Origin of the sequence: Streptomyces sp. DSM 40750 (genome assembly GCF_024612035.1) — a bacterium.
Taxonomy (GTDB): Bacteria; Actinomycetota; Actinomycetes; order Streptomycetales; family Streptomycetaceae; genus Streptomyces.
Genome location: NZ_CP102513.1, coordinates 4,014,159 through 4,030,858, shown reverse-complemented (window position 1 = coordinate 4,030,858; position 16,700 = coordinate 4,014,159). Strand labels below are relative to the sequence as shown.

The window sequence follows — 16,700 nt, the reverse complement described above, 5'->3', positions numbered from 1 at the left end:
GTTCGTCGGGGCTTGTCGCGCGCAGTTCCCGCGACCCTGAAAAGATCACCGATCCCCCGCCACCAGGGTTCGGAGATCTTGGATCTGTATTCGGATCTCCGTCAAGTTCGGGGACACTTCGGTCAGCTGCTTCTCCAAGGCGGCCAGTCTGGAGTTGATCCGCTCCGCGTGTACCCGCTGCCGCGCCAACAGGCCCTCCAGTTGCCGGGTCTTGCGGTGCAGCTCCAGGAAGACGCTCACCTTCGCCCGTAACACCCAGGGGTCGAAGGGCTTGGTCAAGTAGTCCGCCGCGCCTGTGGCGTAGCCGCGGAAGGCGTAGCCCGCGTCCGCGTCGGTGCCGGTGAGGAAGATGATCGGGACGTCCTTGGTCTGGTCGAGGCGCTTGATGTGGGCGGCGGTCTCGAAGCCGTCCATGCCGGGCATGCGGATGTCCAGGAGGACGACGGCGAAGCGCCGCCGGAGGAGGGCCTTCATGGCCTCCTCGCCCGAACGGGCGCGTATGAGCGGCTCGTTGAGGGATGCCAGGACGGCCTCCAGGGCGATCAGGTTGTCCTCCATGTCGTCGACGAGGAGGATGCCCGCGCTTCCGTCGGTCCGGTCCTGAGTGGTCATGGTGAAGGTGCCTCGTTCTCGTCGGTGCGTTTCTCGGATGCGGGGCCTGCCGTGTCCGTCGTGCCTGCCGGGACCGCCGGGCTCTCCGCGCCGTCGGGGTCCAGGACCGCGCAGACGACCGTGAGCAACTGGTCCACGTCCACCGGCTTCGGTACGTAGTCGTTGGCGCCGCGGGCGATGGACTTCTCGCGGTCGCCGGGCATCGCCTTGGCGGTGAGGGCGACGATGGGCAGGCCGGCCCAGCGTGGGGTGCGGCGGATGGCGGAGATCGTCTCGTAGCCGTCCATCTCCGGCATCATGATGTCCATCAGGACGAGTTCGACGTCCGGGTTCCGCTCCAGGGTCTCGATGCCCTCGCGCCCGTTCTCCGCGTACAGGACGGGCATGCCGACGCGGCCCAGGACATGGGTGAGCGCGAAGACGTTGCGTATGTCGTCGTCCACGATCAGCACCCGGCGGCCGGGCAGGACTTGACCGGCGCGTCCCACCTTCCACGCCTCCAGCTTGGTGGGCGCGGGCCAGGTGTCGTCGCTGTCGTGCACGGCCGGATACGGCTCGGCGGTCAGTTGCTCGGGTACGAGGTTGCCGCGTTCCTCGGCGGCGGGGCCCGTCACCCCGTGGCCGGGGCTGAAGACGGGGACGTACAGCGTGAAGGTCGAGCCCTTGCCGGGGACGCTCTCGGCGATGATGCGACCGCCCAGCAGACCGGCGATCTCACGGCTGATGGACAGACCCAGGCCGGTGCCGCCGTACTTGCGGTTGGTGGTGCCGTCGGCCTGCTGGAACGCCTCGAAGATCACCGGGAGTTTCTCGGCCGCGATGCCTATGCCCGTGTCGGAGACCGCGAAGGCGATCACCTCGTCGTGGTCCTCACGGGTGAAGCGGTGGTCGGGGTCCTTGACGCGGCTGACGGTCAGCTCGACCCGGCCGGACGCGGTGAACTTGATCGCGTTGGAGAGGAGGTTGCGGAGGATCTGCTGCAGGCGCTGCTCGTCCGAGTACATCTCGCGCGGTACGTTCTCGCCGACCGTGACCTCGAAGGCCAGGCCCCGGTCGAGGGTGAGCGGGCGGAACGTGGCGTGGACGTAGTCCAGGAGCTTGATCAGCGGAAGACGCTTCGGGCGTACGTCCATCCGGCCGGCCTCGATCTTCGAGAGGTCCAGGATGTCGTTGATCAGCTGGAGGAGGTCGGAGCCGGATCGGTGGATCGTGGTCGCGAACTGCACTTCCTGGTCGGTGAGATGGCCGTCGGGGTTGTCGGAGAGCAGTCGCGCCAGGATCAGGAGGGAATTCAGTGGCGTGCGGAGTTCGTGGGACATGTTCGCCAGGAACTCCGACTTGTACTGGGACGAGGTGGCCAACAGTGCCGCCTTCTCCTCCAGTTCGGCGTTCGAGCGCTGCAACTCCGCCTGCTGCTTCTGTAGTTCGTCCGAGCGTTCCTGGAGTTGCATGGCGAGGCGCTGGGACTCGCCGAGGAGGGACTCCGTGCGGGAGTTGGCGATGATCGTGTTGATGGCGACGCCGATGGTGTTCACGAACTGGTCGAAGAACGCCAGGTGGACATCGGAGAAGCGCGAGAACGAGGCAAGCTCGATCACGCCGAGGAGTTTGTCCTCGAAGAGGATCGGGATGATGACGACGCTGGACGGGGAGGCCTCGCCCAGCCCGCTGTTGATCTTGATGTAGTCCGGCGGGGCCTCTTCCACCAGGATCCGCTTCTTCTCGCGGGCCGCCTGCGCGACGAGACCGTGCACGGGCAGGCCCCCGGTCTCCACGGTCGCGCCCTGCGCGGCGCCGTAGCCCGCGATGAAGGCGAGCCCCTTGGTGGGCGCCACCGGGCGCAGCGCGGCGCCGTCCTCGTCGGGATCGGCCAGGTAGAAGGCGCCGTACTGGGCGTTCACCAGCGGGGTCAGCTCGCGCAGGATCAGGTCGGCGACCTCCATCAGATCGCGGTGGCCCTGCATCAGGGCGGCGAGCCGGGCGAGGTTGGACTCCAGCCAGTCCTTCGCGCGGGTCGTCTCGCGGAGGTTGGCCACCATCAGGTTGATGTTGTCCTTCAGCTCGGCGACCTCGCCCTGCGTCTCCACGGTGATCGAGCGGGACATGTCGCCCTGGGCCACGGCGGAGGCGACCTCGGCGATCGCGCGGACCTGGGTGGTCAGGTTCGACGCGAGCTCGTTCACGTTCGTCGTCAGGCGCTTCCAGGTGCCGTACACCCCCTCGACCCTGGCCTGACCGCCGAGCTGGCCCTCGGAGCCGACCTCGCGGGCGACCCGGGTGACCTCGGAGGAGAAGGAGGAGAGGGTGTCGACCATGGTGTTGATGGCGGTCTTCAGTTCGAGGATCTCGCCTCGCGCGTCCACGTCGATCTTCTTGGAGAGGTCGCCGTTCGCCACCGCCGTGGTCACCTGGGCGATATTCCTGACCTGCGACGTCAGGTTGTCCGCCATGTAGTTGACATTGTCGGTCAGATCCCGCCACACACCCGACACGCCCAGCACCTGGGCCCGGCCGCCGAGCCGGCCGTCGGTGCCGACCTCGCGGGCGACCCTCGTCACCTCGTCGGCGAAGGCCCGCAGCTGCTCCACCATCGTGTTGACGGTGTCCTTCAGTTCGAGGATCTCGCCGCGGGCGTCGACGGTGATCTTCTTGGAGAGGTCTCCGTTGGCGACGGCCGTCGTCACCTGGGCGATGTTGCGGACCTGCGAGGTCAGGTTCAGCGCCATGAAGTTGACGTTGTCGGTGAGGTCTTTCCAGACGCCACTCACCCCCCGCACCTGCGCCTGACCGCCGAGGTTGCCTTCGGTGCCGACCTCGCGGGCGACGCGGGTGACTTCGTCGGCGAAGGCGGAGAGCTGGTCGACCATCGTGTTGATGGTCGATTTCAGCTCCAGGATCTCGCCCTTCGCCTCGACGGTGATCTTCTTGCCGAGGTCGCCCTGGGCGACGGCCGTGGAGACGAGTGCGATGTTCCTGACCTGGGAAGTCAGGTTGTCCGCCATGAAGTTGACGTTGTCGGTGAGGTCTTTCCAGACGCCGGACACGCCTCTGACCTGGGCCCGGCCGCCGAGGTTGCCTTCGGTGCCGACCTCGCGGGCGACGCGTGTGACTTCGTCGGCGAAGGCGGAGAGCTGGTCGACCATCGTGTTGATGGTGGACTTCAGCTCCAGGATCTCGCCCTGCGCGTCGACCGTGATCTTCTGGCTGAGGTCGCCGTTGGCGACGGCGGTGGTGACCTGGGCGATGTTGCGGACCTGGGACGTCAGGTTCGACGCCATGAAGTTGACGTTGTCGGTGAGGTCCTTCCACACGCCGGATACGCCCCGGACCTGAGCGCGACCTCCCAGCTGGCCCTCGGTGCCGACCTCGCGGGCGACGCGGGTGACCTCGTCGGCGAAGGCGGAGAGCTGGTCGACCATCGTGTTCACGGTGAGCTTCAGTTCGAGCAGCTCGCCGGTCGCCTCGACGGTCACCGTGCGGGTGAGGTCGCCGCGTGCCACCGCGGTGGTCACCAGGGCGATGTCGCGTACCTGCGCGGTCAGCCGGGAGGCCATGGTGTTGACCGCCTCCGTCACGTCCCGCCAACTCCCGGACAGGCCACGCACCTTGGCGCGGCCGCCGAGGCGACCCTCGGTGCCGACCTCGCGGGCGACCCGGGTCACCTCGCCGGTGAACAGCGACAGCTGGTCGACCATCTTGTTCACGGCACGGCCCAACCGCCGCAGGTCGCCCCGGAGCTGGCGGTTGCCGTCGTGCAGGTCGACGCGCTGGGTCAGGTCGCCGCCAGCCACCGCGTCCAGCACGCGGGTGGCGTTCGCGGCGGGGGCGACCAGGGCGTCGAGGGTCTGGTTCACGTCGTCGACACGGGTCGCCCAGGCGCCCTGGCCCGGGCTGGCCGAAAGGCGTTCGTCGAGGCGGCCGTGTCGGACCAACTCCCGCCGTACGCGCTGCACTTCGGTACCGAAGTGCGTGCTGCGGTCGATGATCTGGTTGAAGAGGGCGCACAGCTCCGCCACCGGCGCGGGGCCCGACTCCGGGATCTTGGTGAAGCTGCCGTCGCGAGCGGCGGTCATGGCCGCGGTCAGCGCACGCAGATCGGATGCCCGGATCAGTACGTCCGTTTGACTGTCTTTTTGACCGTCTTCGAGCACGCGCGTAGCGCTGTTCTCACTCATGGTGGCCCACTTCGGTAACTCGGCGCTTATGGGCGTGGCCAGTCTGTCACTCTGTCCGTGCCGCTTGAGGCCTATTCGTCCGAACTTCTCTGGGGAGCCGCTCAGTGGGGGCCATTCCGACTCAGCGGGAGACCGTGTCCCGTACTCCTGATACGCCGGCGCACGCTGAGGGCGCGCCTTCGTATGCGGGGGATGCGGAGGGCGCGTGCGCCGGGTCGGAGTCGCTGTACGCCGCACCCGTGTACGCGGGTGCGGGTGCGGGTGCGGGGGTGTACGCGGGCGCCGACCGGCGTGCGACGGCGCGTGTGTCGCTTCCCGGGGGGCCGCTCGCGCCGGGAGCCGCCCGGCGCTTCGTCGGCGCCGCGCTCACGGAGTGGGCCGAACTCGACCTGCCCGGCGCCGCCGCCCTCGCCGCCCGCCTCGTCGAGGACGTACTCGTCGTGGTCAGCGAGCTGGTCACCAACGCGGTCGTCCACGCGGGCACGGACGTCGAACTGCTGTGCCGGTTCGGCCGCGACGACCCCACCGCCGCCGGCTGGCTGGTGGTAGAGGTCTCCGACCACCATCCCTCCCGGGTGGTACGGGACGAGGGCGCCGAACGCCCCTACCTCGCCGAACGGCCTTACGGGGCAGCGGAGTACGGCCGAGGGCTGCGCCTCGTCGCCGCGCTCTCGGAGGCCTGGGGGGTCACCTACCGGACGGGCATGAAGACCGTCTGGGCCCGGCTGTCGGTCGACGGGGCGATGGCGGTGGACGACGCGATCGAGGCGTACGGCGTTGATGAGGGGGGCGTGGGGGCGTACGCCGGAGCCCACGGCGGGAGTGCGGCGGGCGGGGTGTACGGGGGCGAAGCCGGGGCGTGCGAGGGCGACGAGGGCTGGGACGCGCGGGCGTACGCCGGTGCCGAGGAAAGGCGGGAACAAGGAGGTGCGCGGGCGTACACCGGTGAGGTCGGCCGCGACCACGGCCCGGGACCGGTCGACCTCGTGGCCCCCGTCCCACGGCGCGGTGGGGAGCGCGACCGGGAGTGGCTGAACCGGGGCGCGCTCTCCTTTCTCGCCGAGGCGTCCGATCTGCTCGCCGGGCAGCTGGACGAGGATCTGGTCGCCGCGCTCGCCGGGCAGCTCCTGGTGCCGAGGCTGGCCGACTGGTGTGCGGTGTGGCTGGAGGACGAGGGGATGGGCTGGCGCGGCGGCGACGGTTCGCTCGGCCCGGCACCACGCCTCGCCCGCGTCTGGCACTGCAGCGAGAACCGGATCGAGGAACTGCGCCGGGCCCTGGAGAAGGACCCACCGAGGCTGCCCGAGTCGGTGCGCTCGCGGGCGGTGCCTGTGCCGTGGCCGGGAGCGGGAGCGAAAGTGGGGGCGGGACCGGATTCGGGGATCGGCACGAAGAGCGGGACGCCCGAGGAGAAGAGCGACGGTGGGGCGGCAGGGCAAGGCGACGACAGGCCGGCAGACAGGGGCGCAGCCAGGCCGACAGAGCAGGGCGGTGGAGGGCCGACACAGCAGGGCGACGGAGGACCGGCAGGGAATGACGAAGACAGGCCGGCAGGGTGGGGCGAAGACAGGCCGGTGGAGCGGGGCGCAAGGGAGGCCGTGGAGCGAGGCGAAGGCGGCGCGGCCCTCGCCTACCGGCTGATCGCCGGCGGGCGGCCCCTCGGCACCCTCGTCATCGGCCGGGCCGGACTGCTCCGGTTCCCGGACGAGGTGACCGGGCTGGTCGAGGACCTCAGCCGGCGGATCGCGCTGTCCATCGGGGCGGCGCGGCAGTACGCACGTCAGGCCACCATCAGCCGGGTCCTGCAGCGAGGGCTGCTGCCGGGCGCGGTCGCTGAGATCCCCGGGGTGTCCAGCGCGCTCGTGTACGAGCCGTGCGACAAGGGCGGACCCAGCGGCGACTTCTACGACCTGTTCCCGGCGGGCCGCGGCCGCTGGTGCTTCGCGATCGGCGACGTCCAGGGCAAGGGCCCCGAGGCCGCGGTGGTCATCGGCCTCGCCCGGCCCTGGCTGCGACTGCTCGCCCGCGAGGGGTACGGCGTCGCCGACGTACTCGACCGCCTCAACCAGCTCCTCCTCGACGACGCGACCGAGGCGGCGGACGCGGCCGCCCGCGCCCTGGTCACGGCGGGCGACCCCGGCCTCGTCGACCCCGACGGCCCGCAGACCCGCTTCCTCTCCCTCCTCTACGGCGAACTCGTCCCCGTCGACGGCGGCGTCCGCTGCACCCTTGCCTCCGCCGGGCATCCGCTGCCGCTGCTCCTGGGCCCCGACGGCGACGTACGGACCGTGGCCGAGCCGCAGACGCTGCTCGGGGTGATCGAGGACAGCGAGTACGTCGCCGAGACCTTCGAGCTGTGCCACGGCGACACGCTGCTGTGCGTGACCGACGGAATCACCGAGCGACGCAACGGCCCCCACATGTTCGACGACGGGGACGGCCTCGCCACCGCGCTCGTCGGCTGCGCCGGGCTCGACGCCCAGCTGATCGCCGAGCGGATCCGACGGCTGGTGCACGAGTTCGGGGAACGGCCACCGGAGGACGATCTGGCGCTGTTGGTGTTGCAGGCGGAGTAGAGGGCCGCCGGCGAGGGACGAGTGGGTCGGGCGCCACAGGCCGCACGGACGCTCGTCAGGAAGGGTCGGCCGGTGCTGGACAATGGAGGGCATGCCTTCCGCACTCCCCGACGGTGAGCCCGTCCCCGATGACGGGGCGCTGCCCGCGCACGCCCTGGCCGGCGCGGCCGAGCGTCCCCTCGGGTTCTATCTGCACGTCCCGTACTGCGCGACCCGCTGCGGCTACTGCGACTTCAACACCTACACCGCGACCGAGCTGCGCGGCACCGGCGGCGTCCTCGCCTCCCGCGACAACTACGCGGACACGGTCGTCGACGAGATCCGCCTCGCCCGCAAGACCCTCGGCGACGACCCGCGCACCGTCCGTACGGTCTTCGTGGGCGGCGGCACGCCCACGCTGCTGGCCGCCGACGACCTCGTACGGATGCTGGGGGCGATCCGCGACGAGTTCGGCCTCGCGGACGACGCCGAGGTGACGACGGAGGCGAACCCCGAATCCGTGGACCCCGCCTACCTGGCGACCCTCCGCGCGGGCGGCTTCAACCGCGTCTCCTTCGGCATGCAGAGCGCGAGGCAGCACGTGCTGCGGGTGCTCGACCGTACGCACACGCCGGGGCGCCCGGAGGCGTGCGTCGCGGAGGCCCGCGCGGCCGGGTTCGACCACGTCAACCTCGACCTGATCTACGGCACGCCCGGCGAGTCCGACGACGACTGGCGGGCCTCTCTGGAAGCCGCTCTCGGCGCCGGCCCCGACCATGTCTCGGCGTACGCGTTGATCGTCGAGGAGGGCACGCAGCTCGCCCGGCGTATCCGCCGGGGCGAGGTCCCGATGACGGACGACGACGTCCACGCCGACCGCTACCTCATCGCCGAGGAGATGCTCATCGCGGCCGGCTTCGACTGGTACGAGGTCTCCAACTGGGCCACCTCCGACGCCGGCCGCTGCCTCCACAACGAGCTGTACTGGCGCGGCGCGGACTGGTGGGGCGCGGGGCCGGGGGCCCACAGCCACGTGGGCGGCGTGCGCTGGTGGAACGTGAAACACCCGGGCGCGTACGCGGGCGCACTGGCCGCCGGGCGATCTCCGGGGGCCGGGCGCGAGCTGCTGTCGGAGGAGGACCGCCGGGTCGAACGCATCCTGTTGGAGCTGAGGCTCCGGGAGGGCTGCCCGCTGTCGTTGCTGCGGGAGGAGGGGCTCGCGGCGGCGGGTCGGGCGCTGGCCGAGGGGCTGCTGGAGGCGGGGCCGTACGAGGAGGGGCGCGCGGTGCTCACGCTGCGGGGGCGGTTGCTGGCGGACGCGGTGGTGCGGGACCTGGTGGACTGATCACTCCGGCGGGTGAATCGGTGCGGAACGCCGGTTCGGTACCTAACCTGGTTCGTAGGCTGCCGCCGTAATTGCACGGTGGCGGAAACCGGAGGGCTGCGGAGATGACCGCTGTGGACGACCGACCGATGACCACCGACATCGTGAAGTTCTTCGAGAACTTTGAGTTTCCCGAAGGATTCAAGGTCGAGCTCCTCCGGGGGGAAATTGTGATGATGGCGGGGCCGGACGTGGCCCACAACGACATCCTGGAAGCGGTTGTGGACCAGATCCCCCGTCAGCGCTGGCGGCGGCTCCAGACCCAGGACATCGCCATCCTCGAAGAGACCAGCGAGCCGCAGCCGGACCTTGTGGTGATTGAGCGCGGCACTGGACCTGGCCAAGGAAGGCTGATGCCGTCCGAGGTCATCACCATGCTCCTGGAAGTCGTCTCCAAGACGAGTGTGGACCGCGACTACGGAGTCAAGCGATCGATCTACGCGGCGGCAAAGGTACCTGCCTACTTCATCATCGACCCTGTCATGGCCCAGTGTGTATTGCTCACTGAACCGACGGGTCATGGAGAGGACGCGGACTACCGGTGCCAGCGGATCACCAAGTTCGGCGACCTCACACCGCTGGAGCCCATCGGCATCGAACTGGACACCCGCGAGTTCGCCGCCTACGAGAAGGTCAGGCCCCACCGCTATCCGTGACGAAGTCGATCAGCTCCTCCACCCGCCCCAGCAGCGCCGGCTCCAGGTCCTTGTAGGACCGCACCCGCCCCAGAATCCCCTGCCACGCCGCCCCCGTGTTCTCCGGCCACCCCAGCGCCCGGCACACCCCCGTCTTCCAGTCCTGCCCGCGCGGCACGCGGGGCCAGGCCGGGATGCCCACGGACGACGGCTTCACGGCCTCCCAGATGTCGATGTACGGGTGGCCGACGACGAGGGCGTACTCGCTCGTCACCGCCTCCGCGATACGGGACTCCTTGCTGCCCGGGACCAGGTGGTCGACCAGGATCCCCAGGCGGGCGTCCGGGCCGGGGGCGAACTCGGCGACGATCGCGGGGAGGTCGTCGACGCCCTCCAGGTACTCCACGACCACGCCCTCGATGCGCAGGTCGTCGCCCCAGACCTTCTCGACGAGTTCGGCGTCGTGGCGGCCCTCGACGTAGATGCGGCCGGCGCGGGCCACACGGGCGCGGGCGCCGGGGACGGCCACCGAGCCGGAGGCCGTGCGGGTGGGGCGGGAGGGAGCCGACGAGGGGCGGACCAGGGTCACCACCCGGCCCTCCAGGAGGAAGCCACGGGGTTCCAGCGGGAACACGCGGTGCTTGCCGAAGCGGTCCTCCAGTGTCACCGTGCCCGCCTCGCAGCGGATGACCGCGCCGCAGAAGCCGGTGGTGGGTTCCTCGACGACCAGGCCGGGGTCGGCCGGGACTTCGGGGGCCGGCACGGGCTTCTTCCAGGGAGGGGTCAGGTCGGGTGAGTACTGGCGCATTCGGATGACGATAGGAGAAGCCGGCCCGGGAATCCCGCCGTGCTCAGCACGACACGCCGAGAGCCGCGAAGTCGGCTGCGACCGATCACGACACGTCGAAGCGGCGGGCCAGCGCGTCGCGTTGGGCCCGTACGAACGCCGCGTCCACCACCGCCCCGTGCCCGGGGACGTACAGCGCGTCCTCGCCACCCAGGTCCAGGAGACGGTCGAGCGCGGCCGGCCAGCGGGAGGGCACGGCGTCGGGGCCCGCCTGGGGCTCGCCGGACTCCTCGACCAGATCCCCGCAGAAGACGACCTCAGGAAAGCCCGCGACCCCTGCCGAGCCCGTAGCCCCCGTAGCCCCCGTAGAACCCACAGTCCCCGGAGCCCCCGGCACCAGGACCGCGAGGTCGTGGCCCGTGTGGCCCGGGCCCACGTTCGCCAGCAGTACCTGGATGCCGCCGCCCAGGTCGAGTGTCCACTCGCCGGAGACGCGGTGGCGGGGGCGTACGAGGAGGTCGGCGGCCTCGGCGGCGTCCGTCGGGGGGAGGCCGTGGTGGACGGCGTCCGCGCGGAGGGCGTCGCGGGAGTCGGTCAGGACGCCGTCGACGCCCACCGCGCCGAAGACCTCGACCCCCGCGAACGCGGCCGCTCCGAAGACATGGTCGAAATGGGGGTGCGTGAACGCGAGATGTGTCACACGGGCACCGCCGAGCAGTCGGCGCGCCTCGGCGCGCAACCGCGCGCCCTCCCGCAGGCTCGAACCCGCGTCGATCATGAGGGCCGCACCGTCCCCGACCACCAGCCCGACCGTGCAGTCCCAGCCGGGAAGGCGGCACCGTCCGACCCGGGGCGTCAATCCCTGCCACCCGAACTCTTCCCAAGTCACCGTCATGCGCCGACGCTAGCCGTAGCTCCCCACACACCGGGCGAGGGAGGTCGTCGAGGAAGGTCCGGGGCGGCCTCCGCCCGGCCGGAGGGTACCGAGACCCCGATGCGCTCGTCGGCCGGAGCCCGGTCGGACCTGGGTCGGAACCCCCGTCGGGGGCGGCCGTCGTCGCGTACCCGTCAGTAGAAAGCGGTCCGACATCGCCGGACAGGTCGGTACACGTCGCCACGATGTGGCTGGACCGGCCTTGCCGGGGGCGTACCCCACCGCCGTACACTGGGCGGGGAGTGTTGGCACTCGCCCGGGGTGAGTGCCAAGGGGGAGCCACGGGAGAGCGAACTGGAGGTGTGCGCGATGCTCAGTGAACGCAGGCTCCAGGTGCTGCGCGCCATCGTCCAGGACTACGTGGGCACCGAGGAGCCGGTCGGTTCCAAGGCGCTCACGGAGCGGCACAACCTCGGTGTCTCCCCGGCGACCGTCCGCAACGACATGGCGGCGCTGGAGGACGAGGGCTTCATCGCCCAGCCCCACACCAGCGCGGGCCGCATCCCCACCGACAAGGGGTACCGGCTCTTCGTCGACAAGCTGGCCGGCGTCAAGCCCATGACCCCGCCCGAGCGGCGCGCCATCCAGAACTTCCTGGACGGCGCCGTCGATCTCGACGACGTGGTGGCCAGGACCGTACGGCTGCTCGCGCAGCTCACCCGGCAGGTGGCCGTCGTGCAGTATCCGTCGCTCACGCGGTCGACGGTGCGGCATGTGGAGCTGCTGTCGCTGGCCCCCGCCCGGCTGATGCTCGTGCTGATCACGGACACGGGACGGGTGGAGCAGCGGCTGGTCGACTGCCCGGCGCCGTTCGGAGAAACGTCACTCGCGGATCTGCGCGCCCGGCTCAACAGCAAGGTCTCGGGCCGCCGGTTCACCGACGTGCCGAGGCTGGTCGAGGACCTGCCCGAGGCGTTCGACGTCGAGGACCGGGGCACGGTCACGACGGTGCTCTCCACCCTGCTGGAGGCACTCGTCGAGGAGAGCGAGGAGCGGCTGATGATCGGCGGTACCGCCAATCTCACCCGCTTCGGACATGACTTCCCCCTCACCATCCGGCCCGTTCTGGAAGCCTTGGAGGAGCAGGTCGTCCTCCTCAAGTTGCTTGGCGAGGCGGGAGATTCGGGCATGACCGTACGCATCGGTCATGAGAACGCGTATGAGGGACTCAACTCCACGTCCGTCGTCTCCGTCGGTTACGGTTCGGGCGGCGAGGCAGTAGCGAAACTGGGCGTGGTCGGACCTACGCGCATGGACTATCCGGGAACGATGGGAGCGGTACGAGCGGTGGCACGGTACGTCGGACAGATCCTGGCGGAGTCTTAAGTGGCCACGGACTATTACGCCGTGCTCGGCGTGCGCCGCGACGCGTCTCAGGACGAGATCAAGAAGGCGTTCCGGAGGCTCGCGCGCGAGCTGCACCCGGACGTCAATCCCGATCCGAAGACCCAGGAGCGGTTCAAGGAGATCAACGCCGCCTACGAGGTGCTCTCGGACCCGCAGAAGAAGCAGGTCTACGACCTCGGCGGCGACCCCCTGTCCCAGGCGGGCGGCCAAGGCGCGGGCGGCTTCGGCGCGGGCGGCTTCGGGAACTTCTCGGACATCATGGACGCCTTCTTCGGTACGGCGTCCCAGCGGGGTCCGCGGTCGCGTACGCGCCGGGGCCAGGACGCGATGATCCGGCTGGAGATCGACCTCGACGAGGCGGCCTTCGGCACGACGAAGGACATCCAGGTCGACACGGCCATCGTCTGCACCACCTGCAGTGGTGAGGGCGCGGCGCCGGGTACGACCGCCCAGACCTGTGACATGTGCCGGGGCCGTGGTGAGGTCTCGCAGGTCACGCGGTCCTTCCTGGGTCAGGTCATGACCTCCCGGCCCTGTCCGCAGTGCCAGGGCTTCGGCACGATCGTCCCGAACCCGTGCCCCGAGTGCGCGGGCGACGGGCGGGTGCGGTCGCGGCGGACGCTGACGGTCAAGATTCCGGCCGGTGTCGACAACGGCACGCGGATTCAGCTGGCCGGTGAGGGCGAGGTCGGGCCCGGTGGTGGACCCGCCGGTGACCTCTACGTCGAGATCCACGAGCTGCCGCACCCGATGTTCCAGCGGCGCGGCGACGATCTGCACTGCACGGTGACGCTCCCGATGACCGCGGCGGCGCTCGGCACCAAGGTGCCGCTGGAGACGCTGGACGGTCTGGAGGAGGTCGACATCCGGCCCGGGACCCAGTCCGGGCAGTCGATTCCGCTGCACGGGCGGGGTGTGACTCACCTGCGGGGTGGCGGGCGTGGGGATCTGATCGTGCATGTCGAGGTCCAGACGCCGTCGAAGCTCGATCCCGAGCAGGAGGGGTTGCTGCGGCAGCTGGCCGTGTTGCGGGGTGAGGAGCGGCCGACGGGGCAGTTCCAGCCGGGGCAGCAGGGATTGTTCTCTCGGCTGAAGGATGCCTTCAACGGGCGCTGACCGTTGTTCGTTTTCAGGGGCGCGGGGCTGTGCCACATGGGCGGCTCCGCCGCGTGGGCGCGAACAGCCCCCGCCGGGCCGCGGTCGAGCAGCTCACCCCCGGGGGGATTCGGCGATGTTCGGAGGACGTGACAACATGCCGTCATGTCCTCCGCGCTGACCGATCTTTTTCCGCTTCCGATCGTGCAGGCCCCGATGGCGGGCGGCGTGTCCGTGCCGCAGTTGGCCGCTGCCGTGTCCGAGGCGGGTGGGCTGGGGTTTCTCGCCGCCGGGTACAAGACGGCCGACGGGATGTATCAGGAGATCAAGGCGCTGCGGGCGCTGACCTCGCGCCCCTTCGGCGTGAATCTCTTCATGCCGCAACCGGAGTACGCCGAGCCCGCCGCCGTCGAGGTGTACGCGGAGCAGCTGGCCGGTGAGGCCACCTGGTACGAGGCCGAGCTGGGCGACCCCGACAGCGGACGCGACGACGGCTACGAGGCCAAGCTCGCGGTGCTGCTCGACAACCCCGTGCCGGTGGTGTCGTTCCACTTCGGCTGCCCGACCCCCGAGGTCATCGAGTCCCTCGCCCGCAAGGGCACGCTCACCCTGGTCACCGCGACCTCGGCGGAGGAGGCGCAGGCCGTGGAGCGGTCGGGGGCCCACGCCGTGATCGTGCAGGGCGTCGAGGCGGGCGGCCACCAGGGCACCCACCGGGACGACCCCGAGCGGGACTGCGCCGGCATCGGCCTGCTCTCCCTGGTCGCCCAGGTCCGAGAGGCCGTGGCCCTGCCGATGGTCGCGGCCGGCGGCATCATGCGCGGCGGCCAGATCGCCGCCCTCCTCACGGCGGGCGTGAGCGCGGCCCAGCTCGGCACGGCGTTCCTCGCCACCACCGAGTCCGGCGCCCACGCCGTGCACAAGCAGGCGCTGACCAACCCCCTCTTCGTCCGTACGGAGCTGACCCGCGCCTTCTCCGGGCGCCCGGCACGCGGCCTGGTCAACCGGTTCCTGCGCGAGCACGGCCCCTACGCGCCCGTCGCCTACCCCGAGGTCCACCACCTCACCTCGCCGCTGCGCAAGGCCGCCGCCAAGGCCGGGGACGCGCAGGGCATGGCCCTGTGGGCCGGGCAGGGGCACCGGATGGCCCGGGAGCTGCCGGCCGGGAAGCTGGTCGAGGTACTGGCCGCCGAGGTCGCCGCCGCGCAGGCCGAGCAGGCCTCCGCGCAGGTCGGCAGCCAGGGCGGCGGCCAGATCGGGAGCGAGGGCCGATGACCGCACCCGTGTTCGTGGTCGACTCGCTGGACCTGCCGGACGGCTGCGGCGGCGAGTTCCTCCTCGACGGCCCCGAGGGTCGGCACGCCGTCTCCGTGAAGCGGCTGAGGGCGGGTGAGGACGTCGTCCTCACGGACGGGCGCGGGCACTGGGCGGAGGGGATCGTCAAGGCCGCCGAGGGCAAGGACCGGCTCCTGGTCATGGACCTGGACACCGTGCACGAGGAGGTGCCGCCGCAGCCCCGTATCACCGTCGTCCAGGCGCTGCCCAAGGGCGACCGGGGCGAACTGGCCGTCGAGACCATGACCGAGGTCGGCGTCGACGCGATCGTGCCCTGGGCCGCCTCGCGCTGCATCACCCAGTGGAGGGGCGACCGGGGGCTGAAGGCCCTCGCCAAGTGGCGGGCCACCGCGCGGGAGGCGGGCAAGCAGTCCCGCCGGGTGCGGTTCCCCGAGGTCGCGGACGTGGCCACCGGCAAGCAGGTCGCGGCGCTCCTCGCGAAGGCCGACTTCGCCGCCGTACTGCATGAGAGCGGCGACGAGACGCTGGCCACGGCCGAGCTGCCGACGGCCGGGGAGATCGTGCTCGTCGTGGGGCCCGAAGGGGGAGTGTCGCCGGAGGAGCTGGCGCTCTTCGGCGAGGCGGGCGCGGGGGCGTATCGACTCGGGCCCAGTGTGCTGCGTACATCGACCGCCGGGACGGCGGCCGGGGCGCTGCTGCTGGGCCGGACCGGACGCTGGTCCTGACCGGCCCTCGATCCCGACCGGCCGTCCCCGGAACCCCTGGGAGCAACGTGGAACTCGCACAGGTAAGGCTGCTGGTCTCCGACTTCGCCGCCTGCTACCGCTTCTACGCCGACGTGCTCGGACTGAAGCCGCAGTCCGGGGCGGCCGAGGGGCCGTACGAGAAGTTCAGCCCGGCGGTCGGGTCCGCAGGCATCGCCCTGCAGGACCGGGCGACGATGGCCCAGGTGCTCGGGGAGCTGGCCGACACGGCGAACGGGCACCGGTCGCTGGTCGTGCTGCGTGTCGACGACCTCGACGCGTACTGCGAGCAGATCACCGCACGCGGCGCGCGGCTCGTCCACGGGCCCGCACCCCTGACCGACCGTATGCGCGTGGCCCATCTGAAGGACCCCGAGGGGAACTTGGTCGAGCTGCAGGAATGGCTGCTGCTGCGCGGCTGAGGTCCTTCTGCCTCCGCATCACCGATTCACCCTTCCCGGCAGCATGGCCGCATGCGGTCTTCCGTGGCGCGGCGGGCGGTGGCAGGCTGCCGTGCATGGGGGCGTGGAGGCGTATCAGGGCGTACCGGACAGGCGGGCGTCGGCTCCTGCTGGGAGCCGGGCTCGGAGTCGGCGCGGTCATGGGCCTCGTGGCCTGCGAGGGCGGCGGGCTCAACACCGGCGCGGTCGCGTACACGACGGACCAGATGGGCACCAAGGAGCTGGAGCGGCAGGGCGTCGACGTCCAGTGGCTCACCTGCACGGCGTCGTACGACAGCGACGGCGACGGGAACAACGGCGGCGACGGGAACAACGGCGGCGACGACAAGAAGTCCCGGTCGCCGTCCTCCTCCGTCAACACCGTCGCGAACGTCGACTGCACGGGCGAGGACAAGGAAGGCCGGGACATCACCCTCACCGGCAAGGTGACGAAAGAGGTCGACGGCAAGTGCGTCCGCGGCGACCTGACCGCGAAGGTCGACGGCAAGGAGTGGTTCCATGTCGACGTGCTGGGCAACTGCGACGCCCCCGACCCGACTCCGAGCGCCGGGTTGCCCGACCCCGACCAGCCGGACCGGCCCGGACCGACCGTGACGGTCACCGTCACACAGACCATCTGGTGCCAGAAGGACCCGCAGTGCTGGCCCGAGGGCAAGTGAGGCTCCGCGCGAGGGAC

The 16,700-nt window shown here is 70.9% G+C and carries 13 protein-coding genes; 9 read left to right on the top strand and 4 right to left on the bottom strand.

Annotation, left to right across the window (positions count from 1 at the left end; genetic code table 11):
- Positions 1-45 precede the first annotated feature (45 nt).
- Both JIX55_RS18050 and JIX55_RS18045 read right to left on the bottom strand, forming a co-directional pair.
- Complete coding sequence (locus JIX55_RS18050; RefSeq protein ID WP_257564344.1) at positions 46-612, bottom strand: response regulator; 567 nt, start codon at positions 610-612, stop codon at positions 46-48.
- On the bottom strand, positions 609-4,787 hold the full coding sequence (locus JIX55_RS18045; protein ID WP_257564343.1) for a HAMP domain-containing protein: 4,179 nt from the start codon (positions 4,785-4,787) through the stop codon (positions 609-611). Before JIX55_RS18045 ends, JIX55_RS18050 begins: the two co-directional genes overlap by 4 nt.
- Before the next feature lie 305 nt (positions 4,788-5,092).
- Between JIX55_RS18045 and JIX55_RS18040 the strand changes: the two genes are divergently transcribed.
- From JIX55_RS18040 to JIX55_RS18030, 3 genes are all read left to right on the top strand, one after another.
- Positions 5,093-7,363 (top strand): ATP-binding SpoIIE family protein phosphatase, encoded by a 2,271-nt coding sequence (locus JIX55_RS18040; protein WP_257569369.1) that lies wholly within the window; start codon positions 5,093-5,095, stop codon positions 7,361-7,363.
- A 91-nt stretch (positions 7,364-7,454) separates the two neighbouring features.
- The gene (gene hemW, locus JIX55_RS18035) at positions 7,455-8,687 is read left to right on the top strand and encodes a radical SAM family heme chaperone HemW (RefSeq protein WP_257564342.1); all 1,233 of its coding nucleotides are present in this window, start codon (positions 7,455-7,457) and stop codon (positions 8,685-8,687) included.
- Between the two features lie 104 nt (positions 8,688-8,791).
- Positions 8,792-9,382, top strand: a complete 591-nt coding sequence (locus JIX55_RS18030; protein WP_257564341.1) for a Uma2 family endonuclease — start codon at positions 8,792-8,794, stop codon at positions 9,380-9,382.
- On the opposite strand, the gene JIX55_RS18025 is transcribed toward JIX55_RS18030, so the two are convergent.
- Together JIX55_RS18025 and JIX55_RS18020 are read right to left on the bottom strand one after the other, a co-directional pair.
- The gene (locus tag JIX55_RS18025; RefSeq protein WP_257564340.1) at positions 9,360-10,169 is read right to left on the bottom strand and encodes a DUF3097 domain-containing protein; all 810 of its coding nucleotides are present in this window, start codon (positions 10,167-10,169) and stop codon (positions 9,360-9,362) included. The two genes, JIX55_RS18030 and JIX55_RS18025, sit on opposite strands and share 23 nt — an antisense overlap.
- An 85-nt stretch (positions 10,170-10,254) precedes the next feature.
- On the bottom strand, positions 10,255-11,043 hold the full coding sequence (locus JIX55_RS18020; RefSeq protein ID WP_257564339.1) for an MBL fold metallo-hydrolase: 789 nt from the start codon (positions 11,041-11,043) through the stop codon (positions 10,255-10,257).
- A 348-nt stretch (positions 11,044-11,391) separates the two neighbouring features.
- Here JIX55_RS18020 and hrcA point away from each other — a divergent pair, with 348 nt between their 5' ends.
- The 6 genes from hrcA (at position 11,392) to JIX55_RS17990 (ending at position 16,683) form a co-directional block, all read left to right on the top strand.
- A complete protein-coding gene (gene hrcA, locus JIX55_RS18015) occupies positions 11,392-12,408 on the top strand; it encodes a heat-inducible transcriptional repressor HrcA (protein ID WP_257569368.1) in 1,017 nt (338 codons plus the stop codon).
- Positions 12,409-13,545, top strand: a complete 1,137-nt coding sequence (dnaJ, locus tag JIX55_RS18010) for a molecular chaperone DnaJ (protein WP_257564338.1) — start codon at positions 12,409-12,411, stop codon at positions 13,543-13,545.
- Positions 13,546-13,689: 144 nt separating this feature from the next.
- Entirely contained in the window at positions 13,690-14,799 is a 1,110-nt protein-coding gene (locus tag JIX55_RS18005) for a nitronate monooxygenase (protein WP_257564337.1), read from the top strand.
- Positions 14,796-15,545 carry a 16S rRNA (uracil(1498)-N(3))-methyltransferase gene (locus JIX55_RS18000; RefSeq protein ID WP_257564336.1) on the top strand — a complete coding sequence of 250 codons (750 nt, stop codon included), beginning with the start codon at positions 14,796-14,798 and terminating at the stop codon, positions 15,543-15,545. Before JIX55_RS18005 ends, JIX55_RS18000 begins: the two co-directional genes overlap by 4 nt.
- Before the next feature lie 47 nt (positions 15,546-15,592).
- On the top strand, positions 15,593-15,985 hold the full coding sequence (locus tag JIX55_RS17995) for a VOC family protein (RefSeq protein WP_257564335.1): 393 nt from the start codon (positions 15,593-15,595) through the stop codon (positions 15,983-15,985).
- Between the two features lie 95 nt (positions 15,986-16,080).
- Positions 16,081-16,683 (top strand): hypothetical protein, encoded by a 603-nt coding sequence (locus tag JIX55_RS17990; RefSeq protein WP_443046443.1) that lies wholly within the window; start codon positions 16,081-16,083, stop codon positions 16,681-16,683.
- Positions 16,684-16,700: the final 17 nt, after the last annotated feature.

Coding starts and splice junctions, on each gene's coding strand:
- JIX55_RS18045 (WP_257564343.1), bottom strand. CDS start 4,787: ATGAGTGAGAACAGCGCTACGCGCGTGCTCGAAGACGGTCAAAAAGAC.
- JIX55_RS18000 (WP_257564336.1), top strand. CDS start 14,796: ATGACCGCACCCGTGTTCGTGGTCGACTCGCTGGACCTGCCGGACGGC.
- hemW (WP_257564342.1), top strand. CDS start 7,455: ATGCCTTCCGCACTCCCCGACGGTGAGCCCGTCCCCGATGACGGGGCG.
- JIX55_RS17990 (WP_443046443.1), top strand. CDS start 16,081: ATGGGGGCGTGGAGGCGTATCAGGGCGTACCGGACAGGCGGGCGTCGG.
- JIX55_RS18030 (WP_257564341.1), top strand. CDS start 8,792: ATGACCGCTGTGGACGACCGACCGATGACCACCGACATCGTGAAGTTC.
- JIX55_RS18025 (WP_257564340.1), bottom strand. CDS start 10,169: ATGCGCCAGTACTCACCCGACCTGACCCCTCCCTGGAAGAAGCCCGTG.
- hrcA (WP_257569368.1), top strand. CDS start 11,392: ATGCTCAGTGAACGCAGGCTCCAGGTGCTGCGCGCCATCGTCCAGGAC.
- JIX55_RS18050 (WP_257564344.1), bottom strand. CDS start 612: ATGACCACTCAGGACCGGACCGACGGAAGCGCGGGCATCCTCCTCGTC.
- JIX55_RS18005 (WP_257564337.1), top strand. CDS start 13,690: ATGTCCTCCGCGCTGACCGATCTTTTTCCGCTTCCGATCGTGCAGGCC.
- JIX55_RS18020 (WP_257564339.1), bottom strand. CDS start 11,043: ATGACGGTGACTTGGGAAGAGTTCGGGTGGCAGGGATTGACGCCCCGG.